Consider the following 16,496-nt stretch of genomic DNA (forward strand, 5'->3'; position numbering starts at 1 on the left):
CTGTTTTAATTTATACCTGTTATCTGACAACCCGGAGTTCATGTGTCTGAAAAGTGCCCGTGCTGTAGCGGAATGCAGTATAGCCTATGTTGCGAGCCATGGCTGAGTGGGTCGGCAATTCCGTCCACCCCTGAAAAATTAATGCGCTCGCGTTATACCGCCTATGTTAAACAGGATGCCGCTTATCTTGCTGCCACCTGGCACAGTAGTTGTCGACAAGCACAATTGCAAAGTGTACTTGAGGAAAGTTTTGCCAGCACCGAGTGGCTTAGTCTGAATGTAATCGCTCAGGAGACAGGAAGCCATGATAATGAAGCTTTCGTGACTTTTTTTGCGCGTTTCCTCGACAATCAGCGTGTTGCGGCCATTCATGAACGCTCGCGCTTTATTCGGGAGGATCATCGCTGGTACTATATCGACGGTACCACTCCGCAGGTGGGAAGAAACGATCGTTGCCCGTGCGGCGGTGAAAAAAAATACAAAAAATGTTGCGGCCAATAGAATTATTGCCGTTTAGATTTGATGTTTGATAAACGAACAAACGCTTCGACAGGATCCATAAACAAATGCAAGCGCAAACACTGCAACGAAAAGTTTTACGGACTATTTGCCCGGATGCCAAAGGGCTGATCGCTAAAATCACCAACATTTGTTACAAGCACGAACTGAACATCGTGCAGAACAACGAATTTGTTGATCACCGCACCGGGCGCTTCTTTATGCGCACCGAGCTGGAAGGAATTTTCAACGACAACACGCTGCTGGCCGATCTCGACAGCGCGCTGCCGCAAGGCTCGGTGCGCGAACTGGGTGCGGCAGGCCGTCGTCGGGTGGTCATTCTGGTGACCAAAGAGGCCCACTGCCTTGGCGATCTGCTGATGAAAAGCACTTACGGTGGTCTGGACGTTGAAATTGCGGCGGTGATTGGCAACCATGAAACCCTGCGCACGCTGGTGGAGCGTTTTGATATTCCGTTTGTTCTGGTCAGCCATGAAGGCATGACGCGTGAACAGCACGATAACAACATGGCGACAGAAATTGATCGCTATCAGCCTGATTACGTGGTGCTGGCTAAATATATGCGCGTGCTGACACCCGCATTTGTGCAACGCTACCCGAATCAAATCATCAATATTCACCATTCGTTCCTGCCGGCATTTATTGGTGCTCGTCCTTACCATCAGGCTTATGAACGCGGCGTTAAGATTATTGGCGCCACGGCGCATTACGTGAACGATAATCTTGATGAAGGCCCGATCATCATGCAGGACGTGATTCACGTCGACCACAATTACACCGCAGAAGATATGATGCGCGCCGGGCGTGATGTGGAAAAAAACGTGCTGAGCCGCGCGCTGGATAAAGTGCTGGCGCAGCGCGTATTTGTTTACGGCAACCGCACTATCATCCTGTAATCGATCACCGGTAGCGCTGTTTTGCTGGCTAATTCAGCGCTACGGGTAAAAAAACGGCAAACGATAAACTTTCCTTTATCCAGTACTTTACAGCCACGCTTCATTTGATATGATGCGCCCCGCTTACCAGCATAGTAGCCAGGCCAGTGGTGGGGTTCCCGAGCGGCCAAAGGGAGCAGACTGTAAATCTGCCGTCATCGACTTCGAAGGTTCGAATCCTTCCCCCACCACCATCTGCTGACGCCACGTCAGTTTGATTATCCTGCTATAACGGTAAGACGCTTCCCCTGGTGGGGTTCCCGAGCGGCCAAAGGGAGCAGACTGTAAATCTGCCGTCATCGACTTCGAAGGTTCGAATCCTTCCCCCACCACCATTTCAGCGTTACTCCCTGTTTTCTCGCATGACTCTATTGCAACGATACCCGGTAACACCGCGACAAACGGTGACAGCCACGGTTAAATTCTGCTACCATCCGGCCATCTTTTTCCTCGCGAAATGGCAACTGAAATGAAATTCGTTTCCTTTAATATCAATGGGCTGCGCGCCCGCCCACATCAGCTTGCAGCGATTATCGAGCAGCATCAACCCGACGTTATTGGTTTGCAGGAAACCAAAGTTCACGATGATATGTTCCCGCTGGAAGAGGTCAGTAAACTTGGCTATCACGTCTTCTATCACGGCCAGAAAGGCCATTATGGCGTGGCACTGCTGACCAAAGCGCAACCGATTTCCGTGCGCCGTGGCTTTCCGGGCGACGATGAAGAGTCACAGCGCCGGTTGATCATGGCGGAGCTGGCAACGCCGATCGGCAACCTGACGGTGATTAACGGTTACTTCCCGCAGGGAGAAAGCCGCGACCATCCGACCAAATTCCCGGCCAAAGATAAGTTCTATCGCGATCTGCAGGATTATCTTGAGCAGAGCCTGCAGCCGGAAAATCCGGTGGTAATCATGGGCGATATGAATATCAGCTCTAGCGATCTGGATATCGGCATCGGCGAAGAGAATCGTAAGCGCTGGCTGCGCACCGGCAAGTGCTCGTTCCTGCCGGAAGAGCGCGAATGGATGGATCGCCTGATGAACTGGGGCCTGGTGGATACCTGGCGGGCACAAAACCCCCAGCTGAATGATCGTTTCTCGTGGTTTGACTACCGCTCGAAAGGATTTGACGATAATCGCGGTCTGCGTATCGATTTGGTGCTGGCGAGCAAACCACTGGCAGAGCGCTGCGTCGCCACCGGCATCGATTACGATATCCGCAGCATGGAAAAACCTTCTGACCATGCGCCAATCTGGGCAGAATTCCGCCTCTGACAGCCCTCCCGCTGAGCGCCAGAGGCGGTCAGCGGGAATGTCCTGATGCTGTGATTAGCCGGCGGCCTTAGCTTTCGTCTTTTTACGCGGCGGCTTTTTGCTGCTGCTCGCGGCGGGCAATCCGCGAAATGCATGGGCGGCTGGCTGCTGACGCGCCTGATGAATCAGGCTGTACAACGTCTCCACCAGCGGATGCATAAAGTCCTGATAACGACACTGCTTTTCACTGATTTTAGTCAGCGTGGATTCCCACTGTGCTGTCATATCCGGCCGCGCCGCCATCTCCGGCAGTGAGTGAATCAGCGCACGCCCCGCCTCACTCGAGTGAATATAGCGCCCTTTTTTGTACAGGAAAGTGCGGCGGAACAGTAATTCGATGATACCGGCACGCGTCGCTTCAGTCCCCAGGCCGTCGGTAGCACGCAATATCTTCTTCAGATCTTTATCCTGCACAAAGCGTGCAATTCCGGTCATTGCCGACAACAAGGTGGCATCGGTAAACGGGCGCGGCGGCTGCGTCTGCTTCTCCACCACTTCACCGCGTTCACACAGCAGCTCATCATCCTTTTTTACCACCGGCAGCGGCGTACCGTCGTTCTCTTCGTCACGCTCTTTACTGCCAAGCAGCGCACGCCAGCCCGCTTCGGCAAGGAAACGTGCTTTAGCCACAAATTTACCGCCAGCAATATCGAGATCAATTACGCATTTGCGATAAACCGCATCCGGGCAAAACTGCATCAGATACTGGCGGGCAACCAGCCCATAAATATTGGCTTCGTTTTCACTCAGGCGCGTCTGGCTGCTGCGCGCGGTGGGAATGATTGCGTGGTGAGCGTCGACCTTTTTATCGTCCCAGCAGCGATTTTTTCTGTCAGTATCGAAATCCGCTGGCGGGGTTAAATCCGGCTGATGCACGCTGATGGCGTTGAGTACCGCATGGCGACCCGCGAAATGCTCATCCGGCAAATAGCGGCTGTCAGAACGCGGATAGGTGATCAGCTTATGGGTTTCATACAGTCGCTGACAGGTATCGAGCACCGTTTGTGCGCTCAGGCCGAAGCGGCGCGCAGCCTCAATCTGTAAACTGGAAAGTGAGAACGGTAGCGGCGCCGTATCATTTTCACGCTTGTCATTATACTGGGTGACAATCGCAGGCTGTCCGCCGATACGCGCTACCACATGCTCCGCTAATTGCCGATGCAGCAAACGCCCCTCTTCGTCCTGGTAAGGCTCACAGGAGTCGCTCGGTTGCCACAGGGCGACAAAGCGCTCATCTTTTGGCGTCACGATATGCGCTTTAACTTCAAAGAAATCTTTGGCAACGAAGTTTTCAATCTCTTCATCACGGCGGACCACCAGCCCAAGCACCGGTGTCTGCACCCTGCCCACCGACAGCACGCCATCGTAACCGGCGTTACGCCCCAGCAGGGTGTATGCTCGCGTCATATTGATGCCGTACAACCAGTCTGCACGCGCCCGTGCCAGTGCAGAAACGCACAGCGGAATAAATTCACGGTTTTCGCGCAGGCGGCTGACCGCCCGCTCTACCGCTTGCGGGTTAAGATCGTTTATCAGGCAACGCTGCACTTTCTCGCGCTTTTCGGCAGGCAGTGCCAGATAATCCAGCACTTCATCCACCAGCAACTGCCCTTCACGATCCGGGTCACCGGCATGGATGACTTCGCTGGCTTTCGCCAGCAGGCCTTTAATCACATTAAGCTGTTTGGCAACGGAAGGACGTGGCTGCAACTGCCACTTGTCCGGCACAATCGGCAGATCGGCCAGCGACCAGCGCGCATAGCGGCTGTTGTAGCTGTCGGGCTGTGCCTGCTCCAGCAGGTGACCAACACACCAGGTGACCACCTGATCGTTACCACAGGCGATAAAGCCATCGCCACGACGATGGGGTTTCGGCAGCACATCGGCTATCGCCCTCGCCAGACTCGGTTTTTCGGCAATAAACAGGCGCATTATTTCGCTTTAACCTTTTGCTTCACGGTTTCATCTCAGTCAATGCATGTTTGCTGCACATCCGTAGCCGCTCGTCAGCCAGGTATTCCATTAGGTTTACTCCATCGTCGCATTACCGCCGCTATGTTAGCGTGTTCAGCCAACGGTGATAAGCCCGTCTTCACCGTTGGTGGTTTATTCGCTCATTAAGCCGACGAAAACAGGGTTGCTGACAACCCTGCATGCTGCGGTGGAAAAAGTCACTCAGAAATAACTGACAAAGGGTGCGGTGTCAGGAGGAAGAACCGTGGTGGAAGATTTCAGCTGCGGGGTGCCAAGATAGAGGAAGCCGACAATCGCATCCTGCTCACGGCAGTGGAAAGCGTCGCGCACCGCAGCATGTTCGGTCCAGGCACCACTACGCCAGATACCATTGAATCCCTGCGCCGCCGCGGCCATCTGCATCGCCATTACTGCACAGCCAGCAGAAACCAGTTGTTCCCAGCGCGGTACTTTTGGATGGTCTTCGCAATGGGCCACCACCGTGATGATCATCGGCGCACGGAACGGCGCCTGCTGCGCTTTATCAATCGCTTTTTGCTCCATATGATCATGGCGCGCCGCTTGCTCCAGCAGTGCACTGAAACGATCGCGCCCTTCATTTTCAATCACGATAAAACGCCACGGCTGCAGCGTACCGTGGTCAGGCGCGCGCATACCGGCGCGCAGAATATTTTCCAGCGCTTCACCGGCCGGAGCGGGCTCGGCCAGGCGTGATGCAGAACGACGATTGACCAATAAATCCAGTGCATCCATGAATGCCTCCTGATAATGAGTTGCATTTACTTTTGCCAGCAAACTAACACAGGCTGACCTTTTGTTACAGCATAGTGCTTTTTCCTGCTGACAATTGGGCTGGCGCTCTTTAGGATGAGCTCATCCTCCGGGAGCTAAGGCTTCCGGGCTATTACTCTGCGAATATGGAGATGACATGCGCACTTTGTGGCGAATTATCGCTGGTATTTTTAAATGGACATGGCGAGTAATGAACTTTATGCGTGAGTTCATTCTTAACCTGTTCCTGATTTTTTTGATCCTTATTTGCGTTGGCATTTATTTCCAGATCAACAGCGCCAACGCGCCAGCTGAAGTGCCGCGCGGCGCATTAAAAGTCGATCTAACCGGCGTAGTGGTCGATCAGCCTTCGGTCAGTAACCGACTGAGCAAAATTGGCCGCCAGCTACTGGGTGCCAGCAGCGACCGGCTGAAAGAGAATTCGCTGTTCGATGTAGTAAACGCCATTCGTCAGGCAAAAGATGATAACAACATTACCGGTATGGTTCTGGAACTGCGCGATTTCGCCGGTGCCGACCAGCCTTCTCTGCACTATATCGGCAAAGCACTGCGTGAATTCCGCGACAGTGGCAAACCGATTTATGCCACTGGCGACAGCTACAGCCAGGCGCAATATTATCTCGCCAGCTTTGCCAATAAAGTCTGGCTCTCCTCGCAGGGTAATGTAGATCTGCACGGTTTCGCCACTAACAGCCTCTACTATAAGACGCTGCTGGAGAAGCTGAAGGTTACCTCGCATGTCTTCCGCGTCGGCACCTATAAGTCGGCGGTAGAACCGTTCCTGCGCGACGATATGTCCCCTGCCGCGCGCGATGCCGACAGCCGCTGGATCGGTGAACTGTGGAATAACTACCTTGAGACCATTGCCGCCAACCGTCAGCTTACGACACAACAGCTGTTCCCCGGTGCGCAAGGCGTGCTGGATGGCCTGCAGAAAGTTGGCGGCGATACTGCACAGTATGCCAAAGACAACAAACTGGTCGATGAACTGGCATCACGCGCGCTGGTTGATCAGCAGTTGGTGAAAATCTTCGGCCTGAATAAACAGGATAATCAATACAATAACATCAGTATCTATGATTATCCGTTAAACGATAACAGCAATCAGAATGGCAATATCGCGGTAATAGTGGCAAATGGCGCGATTATGGATGGAGAAGAAACGCCGGGTCAGGTTGGTGGCGATACCACCGCGAAGCAGATTCGCGACGCGCGTCTGGATGCAAAAATCAAAGCGATTATTCTGCGCGTTAACAGCCCTGGCGGCAGCGTGTCAGCGTCGGAAGTGATCCGCGAAGAGCTGGCCGCCGCACGTGAAGCCGGTAAGCCGGTAGTGGTGTCGATGGGTGGCATGGCCGCTTCCGGTGGCTACTGGATCTCAACGCCTGCCAACTATATTATCGCCAGCCCAAGTACGCTGACCGGCTCTATCGGCATCTTTGGCGTTATCAATACCGTGGAAAACTCGCTGGGCGCGATTGGCGTGCATACCGACGGCGTGGCCACCTCCCCACTGGCCGATGTTGCCTTAACGAAGGCGCTGCCGCCGGAAGTTCAGCAGTTGATGCAGCTGACTATCGAAAACGGCTATAAGAATTTCATCGACCTGGTAGCGAAGTCCCGCCATAAAACCCCTGAGCAGATCGATCAGATCGCGCAAGGCCACGTCTGGACCGGTAGCGATGCTAAAGCGAATGGTCTGGTCGATGAACTGGGTGACTTCGATGATGCGGTCGCAAAAGCCGCCGAACTGGCGAAGCTGAAAGATTATCAGCTGATCTGGTCACAAGATCAGCCGACGCTGTTTGATGCGCTGCTGAGCCAGTTCGACGTCTCTGTTCGCGCCTCGTTGCCTGGCATGCTGAAAGCCTGGCTGCCAGCGCCAATGGCTGATGTGGTGGCAGACTTGAAAAAACAGCCTGGGCTGTTCGATGAGATGAACGATCCGCAAAACCGTTACGCACTTTGCCTGACCTGCGGCGACGTACGTTAATCTCTCTGTTACGGGGGCATTAATCGCTCCCGTATTCCGTTTCTGAGACCCCCGCCAGTGCAGCGGCATTTTCGCCGTTGCACTGAAGTAATATACTGTTGTCCTTTATGGCAAGTTGTTGAGTCCGTTTATAATGCAAAAAAAATCAATTTATGTAGCCTACACCGGTGGCACCATCGGTATGCAACGCTCTGAGCACGGCTACATTCCGGTTTCCGGCCATCTGCAAACTCAGCTGGCGAACATGCCTGAGTTTCACCGCCCGGAAATGCCTGACTTTACCATCCATGAATATCAGCCGCTGATGGACTCTTCCGATATGACGCCGGAAGACTGGCAATCGATTGCGGACGACATTCAGAAAAATTACCATTCCTATGACGGCTTCGTTATTTTGCATGGCACAGATACGATGGCATTCACCGCCTCAGCACTGTCATTTATGCTGGAAAATCTGGCGAAGCCGGTCATTGTGACAGGGTCACAGATTCCGCTGGCAGAACTGCGATCTGATGGCCAGCAAAACTTGCTGAACGCGTTGTTTGTTGCCGCTAATTATCCGATTAATGAAGTGACGCTATTTTTTAATAACACCCTGTTTCGCGGCAACCGCACTACCAAAGCACATGCCGATGGCTTTAATGCCTTCGATTCGCCTAACCTGGCACCGCTGCTGGAAGCCGGCATTCATATTCGTCGCCTGAATACCCCATCCACCCCGCAAGGTGAAGGTGAATTAATTGTTCACCCGACTTCACCGCAGCCGATTGGCGTCGTTACCATCTATCCGGGAATTTCCGCCGAAGTGGTGCGTAACTTCCTGCGTCAGCCGGTAAAAGCGCTGATTCTGCGCTCCTACGGCGTCGGTAATGCGCCACAAAATGCTGAATTCATCAACGAACTGAAAGATGCGGCGGCACGCGGTATTGTGGTGGTCAACCTGACGCAATGCATGTCCGGAAAGGTGAATATGGGCGGCTACGCCACCGGCAATGCGCTGGCTCACGCCGGCGTGATTAGCGGCTTCGATCTGACGGTGGAAGCGGCACTGACCAAACTGCACTTTCTGCTGAGCCAGAACTTCTCCACTGACGAAGTGCGCCAGCTGATGCAGAGCAATCTGCGCGGTGAACTTACCCCAAACTGAAACCATTAAGGATGCCTGATGAAACGCGCTTTACTGCTGATCGATTTGCAAAATGATTTCTGCCCTGGCGGCGCGCTGGCGGTCAATGACGGTGATGCCACTATCGCCGTGGCGAACCAGCTGGCGGCAGCGTTTTATCAGCGTGGCGAAGCGGTTGTCGCCTCACAGGACTGGCATCCTGCCAACCACGGTAGCTTTGCTTCAGTAGCGGGTCAGCCACAGCATACCGTTGGTGAGCTTAACGGCCTGCAGCAAATCTGGTGGCCGGATCACTGTATCCAGCACAGCCACGGCGCACAGTTTCATGCGGCGCTCGACACGTCGGTGATTGAGGCGGTGTTTTATAAAGGCCAGGACGCCTTAACGGACAGCTACAGCGCCTTTTTCGATAACGGTCACCGGTGCAAAACCGAACTGGATAACTGGCTGAAAAGCCGCGGCATCACCTCACTGGTGATCCTCGGGCTGGCCACTGACTACTGTGTTAAATTCAGCGTGCTGGATGCGCTGACGCTCGGTTATCAGGTCGAGGTGGTACGCGCAGGCTGTCGCGGCGTTAATCTGGCGGCAGAAGACAGTGACCATGCGCTGGCAGAAATGGCCGCCGCGGGTGCCATTATCAGTTAAATCAACGGGCTGAATAAATCAGCCCGCTGTCAGCTTTACTGCAGAGTGATTCGCGTGGTGTCAGGGCTGATACCAAACTCTTCTTTCAACTGCTGCTTGGTTTTGGTGACGATCTGTCCATCCGGTCCGATGCTCATATGCTGCGGCTGGTGGTTATTCTTCGCCTGCCACAGCAGCACCAGTTGCAGGCAGTTCTCTTTCTGCTCCGCAGTCAGCGCCACGCCATCTGCCCACTTACCCAGTTCAACGGCAGTTACCAGCCGCTGGTAAACGTCTGGCGTCATCGCCGCAATCATCTCATTCAGATCTTTTTGCATCAGCTCACCCTTTGGTTTGCTTGCCGTCATCATCGGTAAAACTCAGTGAGGCAGAATTAACACAGTAGCGCTCGCCGCTGGGTTGCGGGCCATCCGGAAACACATGACCGAGGTGCGCATCGCAGCTGCCGCAACGAATTTCGATGCGCTGCATACCGTGTGAGTTATCTTCGATATAACGGATCGCCTCATCGCTGTAGGGCTGATAAAAGCTTGGCCAGCCACAGCCGGAGTCATATTTGGTTTCGGAGAGAAACAGCGGTGCGCTGCATACCAGACAGTGATAAATGCCATCACTTTTGTTATGCAACAGCGCGCCGGAGAACGGCGGTTCAGTACCCCGCTGTTGCGTCACATAGCGCTGCATTTCGTTCAGCTCGGTTTCAGGTGTAAGTCTGTTAAAATCTTTAGCCATAATGATAGTCTCTGGCAGTGTTATTCTGGAAAAATCAGCTAGTATTCTAACAAACACTTAACAAGTACAGGTGAATTTTTCGTGCCTCTGCCCGTTACAATTCAAGTCGCACTAAAAATTGTGATACGGATCACCCTTTGGCACCTTCACCCCTTTATATTCGGGCTGTCAGCCCCAATGTGTAACGTTATCTGTCGTCACGGAGTGTGTTTTAGGATGAATAATTCCTGCTCGAAGGATTGATTTGTCGCAACAATTGACACGATTCCGCTTGACGCCTGGTAAGGTTTTTGTAATTTTACAGCCAACCTTTTATTCACTAACAACGAGCTGGTGGAATATATGACTATCAAAGTAGGTATCAACGGTTTTGGCCGCATCGGTCGCATTGTTTTCCGTGCTGCTCAGGAACGTTCTGACGTTGAAATCGTTGCAATCAACGATCTGTTAGACGCAGAGTACATGGCTTACATGCTGAAATATGACTCAACTCACGGCCGTTTCAAAGGCACCGTGGAAGTCAAAGACGGCCATCTGGTTGTTAACGGCAAAACCATCCGTGTTACCGCTGAGCGCGATCCGGCTAATCTGAAGTGGAACGAAGCAGGTGTTGATGTTGTTGCTGAAGCAACCGGTATCTTCCTGACCGACGAAACTGCTCGTAAACACATCGAAGCTGGCGCGAAAAAAGTTGTGCTGACTGGTCCTTCTAAAGATGACACCCCAATGTTCGTAATGGGCGTGAACCATGCTTCTTATGCTGGCCAGGATATCGTTTCTAACGCATCTTGTACCACTAACTGCCTGGCACCGCTGGCTAAAGTAATCAACGACAAATTTGGTATCGTTGAAGCACTGATGACCACCGTTCACGCGACTACCGCAACGCAGAAAACCGTTGACGGCCCGTCTCACAAAGACTGGCGCGGCGGCCGCGGCGCATCTCAGAACATCATCCCTTCTTCTACTGGCGCAGCTAAAGCAGTAGGTAAAGTGATTCCTGAGCTGAACGGCAAACTGACCGGCATGGCGTTCCGTGTTCCAACGCCTAACGTTTCTGTAGTTGACCTGACTGCACGTCTGGCTAAGCCTGCTTCTTACAAAGAAATTTGTGAAGCAATCAAAGCCGCTGCTGAAGGCGAAATGAAAGGCGTTCTGGGCTACACCGAAGATGAAGTGGTTTCTACCGATTTCAACGGCGAAACCCTGACTTCCATCTTTGATGCGAAGGCTGGTATTGCTCTGAGCGACACTTTTGTGAAACTGGTTTCTTGGTACGATAACGAAACTGGTTACTCAAACAAAGTACTGGATCTGGTTGCTCACATCGCTAAAAAATAAGCGATGCTGAAAAGCTGATTACAGAGGGCGACTACGGTCGCCCTTTTTTATCGTCAGTATCTGCATAAAATAGGGTTCATCATGAACGAGAAACTCTTTTCGCTTCCGGTTATTAACCAAATCACGCCTTATCTTTCCCAACGCCAGATTGGCGACCTGCCGGTGATTGTGATCAGTCATCCGAAGGTGCGTGCCGCCGTAACCTTGCAGGGCGCACAACTGATTGCCTGGCAACCGAGCGGTGAGAAGCCAGTGATCTGGCTGAGCGATAAAACCCCGTTTACTGCCGGCAAAGCGATTCGCGGCGGAGTGCCAATCTGCTGGCCGTGGTTTGGCCCGGCCGGTGAACCCGCGCACGGTTTTGCACGTAATCTCCCGTGGACGCTGTCTGCCCATGACGAGAATGAAAACAGCGCGATGCTGACGCTGGTGCTGGAAAGCAACGAGCAGACGAAAAAGCTCTGGCCGCATGATTTCACCCTGTTTGCCCGCTTCCGCTTCGGCGAACGCTGTGAGATTGAGCTGGAGGCTCACGGTGATTATCAGGCCACTGCCGCGCTGCACAGCTACTTTGCCGTCGCGGATATCGCCGACGTTGAAGTCAGCGGGCTGGGTAACAGCTTTATCGATAAGGTGGCTGACGGCGTGAGCGGACATGCTGACAACGGTAAACAGCGCTATGCCGGCCGCGTTGACCGCATTTATAACCAGCCTGAAGATTGCAGCGTGATAGCCGACAAAGCAGGCGATCGCTTTATTGAAGTGTACCATCACTATCATAGTGACGTTGTCACGTGGAATCCGGGTGCAGAACTTTCCTGCAGCATGGCCGATATGGCTAATGACGGTTATAAAAAGTTTGTTTGCGTCGAGACTGCCCATATCAGCAAGCCGATGAAGAGTGCCTGTGAGCAACCTGCGCGCCTTGCCACCACCCTGCGGGTGCGAAAAAAGAGTTGATGATTCAGGGGCGACTCACCGTCGCCTTATTACCTTACACCACGTCGAGCGGCATTTTTACTGCTGGCGGCGGGAATTGCAGATTAATCGCGGCCAGATCCTCGCGGGTCAGCGTCACCTCTAACGCCGCAGCATTTTCCCGAACGTGAGCCACCGAACTGGCTTTTGGAATCGCCATCACCCCGTCATTGCGGATAACCCATGCCAGCAGCAACTGAGCGACACTGATGCGCTTTTGTTGTGCAATGTCATTCAGGATTGGATTATCCATTAGCGCGTGACGTAAGCGGCCGGCTTGTGCCAGCGGACAATATGCCATCACCGGCATCTGACGCTGCTGACACTCGGGTAACAAGTCATATTCAATACCACGCGATGCCAGATGATACAGTACCTGGTTCGTTACACAGGCTTCTCCGCCCGGCTCTTGCCACAGCTCATGCATATCTTCGCTGTCAAAATTGGATACGCCCCAGTGGCGAATTTTGCCCTGCCGCTGCAAATTTTCCATCGCGCGTAGCGTCTCTTCCAGCGGAATATTACCGCGCCAGTGCAGCAAATAGAGATCGAGATAATCCGTTTTCAGACGGCGCAGGCTGCGCTCACAGGCTTCTGCTGCATCAATTTCGCCCGCATTCCACGGATAGACCTTGGAGACCAGCCAGGCGGTATCACGCCGTCCAGCTAATGCCTCCCCCACTACCTGCTCGGCACCGCCATCAGCATACATCTCGGCGGTATCAATCAGCGTCAGGCCACATTCCAGCCCGGCCTGTAACGCTGCGACCTCTTGCTGACGCTGATGCGGGTCTTCACCCATATACCAGCTGCCCTGGCCGATGGCCGGTAAAGTAATGGCATCGGAAAAAGTCACTGTACGCCGCATAACATCCTCCCTGCACCAATAACGAGCACTCAAAAAGTGCAAAGGGGCGCAAAGCGCCCCAGTGTAGTGCATGATTTTTAGTTAAAAGGTATAGCTAAGACCGGTCCAGACCAGCGCCTGAGAATTGGTATCAACCATTGGGCTGTCTTTAATGTCATCGCCCAGGCGGGTATAGCGACCGACCAGGTTAGCACGCCAGTTCTGATTGATTTTGTAATCAAAGCTCAGCTCAACGTATGGGCTCCAGCTGTCATCGGCATCATAACGATCGATTCCGCTACGTGCAGATTCGCCGCTGGACACACCGTAATAGTACTGGTTCTGATTCGAGCTGTTCCACAGTGCACCAATACCCGGAGTGACGCGCAGGTCGCCAAACTGGAACGGATAGAGATAGGTGAGATCCCAGATAATACCGTTGCTGTTGTTCAGCACATCGCCCACCAGCGTGGTACGAACCGTACCCCAGTCGGCGGTGTGACGATAAGCAACACCGGCCATCAGCGTCATGCGGCGTTTGTTCAGCTCTTTCATATCGCCGTCATCGACGTCATCCGGATCAAAGTTTTGAGGTGAGCCAAGCACGGTCAATGACAGCTGATCCTGCTGGTCTTTCCACAGATAGTAACCGGCCTGCAGACTACGGAAATAGAAGCTTTCTCCTTCGTAGTTAATGATCGGCACCGGATAGTAACGGTCCTGACCACTGCGGTAAGGGCTTTCAGAGTAGAGTACCGACGCTCCCAGGGTCAGTGGCGCAGCTGACGCGGAGAAAGCCGTAAAACAACAAGGTAAAAGAACAGCAAGCGCGCTAACTTTGAAATGGTTCACAATTTATTCGTTCCATAAATATAACAATCAGGTCTCTAAGTGTAACCATTGTGTGAGCCGCTGTTGAGAAATTTACATATTTAGCAGCACTCAGAATCAATTTAATCCGCCAGAAGTGCTTAAAGATTGATATCGCTTATTTACAAATTGCCCTGAGGCCGCATCAGACGAGGGGTTTCGCTTAGAAGATTTGTGACTTTGTTATTGAAATCTCATCAAAAATGGCATGCGGCTGAGGAAATTTTTTTCAATGCCATCTACAGTGAACATAAGGCTTAAGTTTGTGCGGGAAAAGTAACCACAATAATTATGTACGCCGATAAAAAAAGTCAGGTTGGCATAAGGGTTGCTGTACTCAGTAAAGAATATTTTCCGGGAGCAACCAGTTCTTCTATTACGCTCCTTTTACCTGTGCTAAAAACGAAAGGACGGGCATCGCTATGAATATATTCGATCACTATCGTCAGCGCTATGAAGCTGCCAAGGACGAAGAGTTCACACTGCAGGAATTTCTTGTCACCTGTAAGCAAGATCGCAGTGCATACGCCAACGCGGCAGAAAGACTATTAATGGCTATCGGTGAGCCGGTAATGGTAGATACTGCTCTTGAGCCACGCCTTTCCCGCCTGTTTTCCAATCGTGTCGTCGCACGTTATCCGGCGTTCGAAGAGTTCTATGGGATGGAGGAAGCGATTGAACAGATCGTCTCTTATCTGAAACATGCTGCGCAAGGGCTGGAAGAGAAGAAACAGATTCTCTACCTGCTGGGCCCGGTAGGTGGCGGTAAATCATCTCTGGCCGAGCGGTTAAAATCGCTGATGCAGCGCGTGCCTATCTATGTGCTGAGCGCAGACGGCGAACGCAGCCCGGTCAACGATCACCCGCTGTGTCTGTTTAATCCGCAGGAAGACGCCAATATTCTGGAGAAAGAGTATGGCGTGCCGCGTCGTTATCTTGGCACCATTATGTCGCCATGGGCGGCAAAACGGCTGCACGATTTCGGCGGTGATATCACCCGCTTTAAAGTGGTAAAAGTCTGGCCATCAATTCTTGAGCAGCTGGCAATTGCTAAAACCGAGCCGGGTGATGAGAACAACCAGGATATTTCAGCGCTGGTTGGTAAAGTGGATATCCGTAAACTGGAAAACCATGCGCAAAACGATCCTGATGCTTATGGCTACTCCGGCGCGCTGTGCCGTGCTAACCAGGGCATCATGGAATTCGTCGAGATGTTCAAGGCGCCGATCAAAGTGCTGCATCCGTTACTGACCGCCACGCAGGAAGGTAACTACAACGGTACCGAAGGCATCTCTGCCCTGCCGTTTAACGGTATTATCCTGGCGCACTCCAACGAATCCGAGTGGGTACAGTTCCGCAACAATAAAAATAATGAGGCGTTCCTTGACCGTGTTTATATTGTCAAAGTGCCTTACTGCCTGCGGGTCTCTGAAGAGATCAAAATTTATCAGAAGTTACTGAACCACAGTGAGCTGACCCATGCTCCTTGCGCACCAGGCACGCTGGAAACCCTCTCGCGTTTCTCGATCCTGTCGCGTTTGAAAGAGCCAGAAAACTCCAGTACTTACTCAAAAATGCGCGTCTATGATGGCGAAAGTCTGAAAGATACCGATCCAAAAGCCAAGTCGTATCAGGAATATCGTGATTACGCCGGGGTTGATGAGGGGATGAATGGCCTGTCGACACGTTTCGCCTTTAAGATCCTGTCGCGGGTGTTTAACTTTGACCACGCCGAAGTGGCGGCTAACCCGGTGCATCTGTTTTACGTACTGGAGCAGCAGATTGAGCGCGAGCAGTTCCCACAGGATCAGGCGGAGAAATACCTTGAGCATCTGAAAGGCTATTTGATTCCTAAGTACGCTGAATTTATCGGTAAAGAGATACAGACCGCCTATCTCGAGTCTTACTCAGAGTACGGGCAGAATATTTTTGATCGTTACGTTACCTATGCTGACTTCTGGATTCAGGATCAGGAGTATCGCGACCCGGATACCGGTCAGCTGTTCGATCGCGAATCACTGAACGCGGAGCTGGAAAAAATTGAGAAGCCTGCCGGTATCAGTAACCCGAAAGACTTCCGTAACGAAATCGTCAACTTTGTGCTGCGCGCCCGGGCGCATAATAACGGCCGGAATCCAAACTGGACCAGCTACGAGAAACTGCGCACGGTTATTGAGAAGAAAATGTTCTCTAATACCGAGGAGCTGTTACCGGTTATTTCCTTTAACGCCAAGACATCCACGGATGAACAGAAGAAGCACGATGACTTCGTCGACCGTATGATGGAAAAAGGTTATACCCGTAAGCAGGTGCGCCTGCTGTGCGAATGGTATCTACGGGTGCGTAAATCGTCTTAACCTGACTGTCATGTGAGCTCAGAACACGCAAGGATGTGAAATCGGAAAGGTCGGGTTCGCCCGACCTGC

At 52.5% G+C, this 16,496-nt stretch carries 15 protein-coding genes and 2 tRNA genes; 11 read left to right on the forward strand and 6 right to left on the reverse strand.

Annotated features, from left to right (window positions below):
• Positions 1-42 precede the first annotated feature (42 nt).
• The 5 genes from RIN69_RS12715 to xthA all read left to right on the forward strand — a co-directional run bounded on the left by RIN69_RS12715 (position 43) and on the right by xthA (position 2,730).
• On the forward strand, positions 43-501 hold the full coding sequence (locus RIN69_RS12715) for a YchJ family protein (protein ID WP_313852215.1): 459 nt from the start codon (positions 43-45) through the stop codon (positions 499-501).
• 65 nt (positions 502-566) lie between these two features.
• On the forward strand, positions 567-1,415 hold the full coding sequence (purU, locus tag RIN69_RS12720; protein WP_052900153.1) for a formyltetrahydrofolate deformylase: 849 nt from the start codon (positions 567-569) through the stop codon (positions 1,413-1,415).
• A 148-nt stretch (positions 1,416-1,563) separates the two neighbouring features.
• Positions 1,564-1,648, forward strand: a tRNA-Tyr gene (locus RIN69_RS12725).
• Positions 1,649-1,704: 56 nt separating this feature from the next.
• Positions 1,705-1,789, forward strand: a tRNA-Tyr gene (locus RIN69_RS12730).
• Positions 1,790-1,923: 134 nt separating this feature from the next.
• Positions 1,924-2,730, forward strand: coding sequence for an exodeoxyribonuclease III (gene xthA / locus RIN69_RS12735; protein WP_313852216.1), 807 nt, complete (start codon positions 1,924-1,926; stop codon positions 2,728-2,730).
• A 54-nt stretch (positions 2,731-2,784) separates the two neighbouring features.
• Here xthA and RIN69_RS12740 read toward each other — a convergent pair whose 3' ends face one another.
• Both RIN69_RS12740 and RIN69_RS12745 read right to left on the reverse strand, forming a co-directional pair.
• Entirely contained in the window at positions 2,785-4,701 is a 1,917-nt protein-coding gene (locus RIN69_RS12740) for a DNA topoisomerase III (RefSeq protein ID WP_313852218.1), read from the reverse strand.
• Between the two features lie 243 nt (positions 4,702-4,944).
• Complete coding sequence (locus RIN69_RS12745) at positions 4,945-5,496, reverse strand: NAD(P)H nitroreductase (protein WP_313852219.1); 552 nt, start codon at positions 5,494-5,496, stop codon at positions 4,945-4,947.
• Positions 5,497-5,671: 175 nt separating this feature from the next.
• Here RIN69_RS12745 and sppA point away from each other — a divergent pair, with 175 nt between their 5' ends.
• The 3 genes from sppA to pncA all read left to right on the forward strand — a co-directional run bounded on the left by sppA (position 5,672) and on the right by pncA (position 9,302).
• The gene (gene sppA, locus RIN69_RS12750; RefSeq protein WP_313852220.1) at positions 5,672-7,528 is read left to right on the forward strand and encodes a signal peptide peptidase SppA; all 1,857 of its coding nucleotides are present in this window, start codon (positions 5,672-5,674) and stop codon (positions 7,526-7,528) included.
• A 133-nt stretch (positions 7,529-7,661) separates the two neighbouring features.
• Positions 7,662-8,675 carry an asparaginase gene (ansA, locus tag RIN69_RS12755; RefSeq protein WP_313852221.1) on the forward strand — a complete coding sequence of 338 codons (1,014 nt, stop codon included), beginning with the start codon at positions 7,662-7,664 and terminating at the stop codon, positions 8,673-8,675.
• A gap of 18 nt (positions 8,676-8,693) precedes the next feature.
• Positions 8,694-9,302 (forward strand): bifunctional nicotinamidase/pyrazinamidase, encoded by a 609-nt coding sequence (pncA, locus tag RIN69_RS12760; protein ID WP_313852222.1) that lies wholly within the window; start codon positions 8,694-8,696, stop codon positions 9,300-9,302.
• Between the two features lie 35 nt (positions 9,303-9,337).
• Here the strand turns inward: pncA and RIN69_RS12765 are convergent, their stop codons facing one another.
• Positions 9,338-9,619: a YeaC family protein gene (locus tag RIN69_RS12765; protein ID WP_313852223.1), complete on the reverse strand. Its 282-nt coding sequence runs from the start codon at positions 9,617-9,619 to the stop codon at positions 9,338-9,340.
• Between the two features lie 4 nt (positions 9,620-9,623).
• Positions 9,624-10,034 (reverse strand): peptide-methionine (R)-S-oxide reductase MsrB, encoded by a 411-nt coding sequence (gene msrB / locus RIN69_RS12770; RefSeq protein WP_313852224.1) that lies wholly within the window; start codon positions 10,032-10,034, stop codon positions 9,624-9,626.
• A 342-nt stretch (positions 10,035-10,376) separates the two neighbouring features.
• On the opposite strand from msrB, the gene gapA reads away from it, so the two are divergent.
• Both gapA and RIN69_RS12780 read left to right on the forward strand, forming a co-directional pair.
• A complete protein-coding gene (gapA, locus tag RIN69_RS12775) occupies positions 10,377-11,375 on the forward strand; it encodes a glyceraldehyde-3-phosphate dehydrogenase (RefSeq protein WP_313852225.1) in 999 nt (332 codons plus the stop codon).
• Positions 11,376-11,456: 81 nt separating this feature from the next.
• The gene (locus RIN69_RS12780) at positions 11,457-12,335 is read left to right on the forward strand and encodes a D-hexose-6-phosphate mutarotase (RefSeq protein WP_313852226.1); all 879 of its coding nucleotides are present in this window, start codon (positions 11,457-11,459) and stop codon (positions 12,333-12,335) included.
• Positions 12,336-12,369: 34 nt separating this feature from the next.
• Here RIN69_RS12780 and RIN69_RS12785 read toward each other — a convergent pair whose 3' ends face one another.
• Together RIN69_RS12785 and RIN69_RS12790 are read right to left on the reverse strand one after the other, a co-directional pair.
• Entirely contained in the window at positions 12,370-13,221 is an 852-nt protein-coding gene (locus RIN69_RS12785; RefSeq protein WP_313852227.1) for an aldo/keto reductase, read from the reverse strand.
• Positions 13,222-13,302: 81 nt separating this feature from the next.
• Positions 13,303-14,052 carry a MipA/OmpV family protein gene (locus RIN69_RS12790; protein WP_313852229.1) on the reverse strand — a complete coding sequence of 250 codons (750 nt, stop codon included), beginning with the start codon at positions 14,050-14,052 and terminating at the stop codon, positions 13,303-13,305.
• A gap of 440 nt (positions 14,053-14,492) precedes the next feature.
• Between RIN69_RS12790 and yeaG the strand changes: the two genes are divergently transcribed.
• Positions 14,493-16,427 carry a protein kinase YeaG gene (gene yeaG / locus RIN69_RS12795; RefSeq protein ID WP_313852230.1) on the forward strand — a complete coding sequence of 645 codons (1,935 nt, stop codon included), beginning with the start codon at positions 14,493-14,495 and terminating at the stop codon, positions 16,425-16,427.
• Positions 16,428-16,496: the final 69 nt, after the last annotated feature.

Origin of the sequence: Winslowiella toletana (assembly GCF_032164335.1) — a bacterium.
Taxonomy (GTDB): Bacteria; Pseudomonadota; Gammaproteobacteria; order Enterobacterales; family Enterobacteriaceae; genus Erwinia; species Erwinia toletana_A.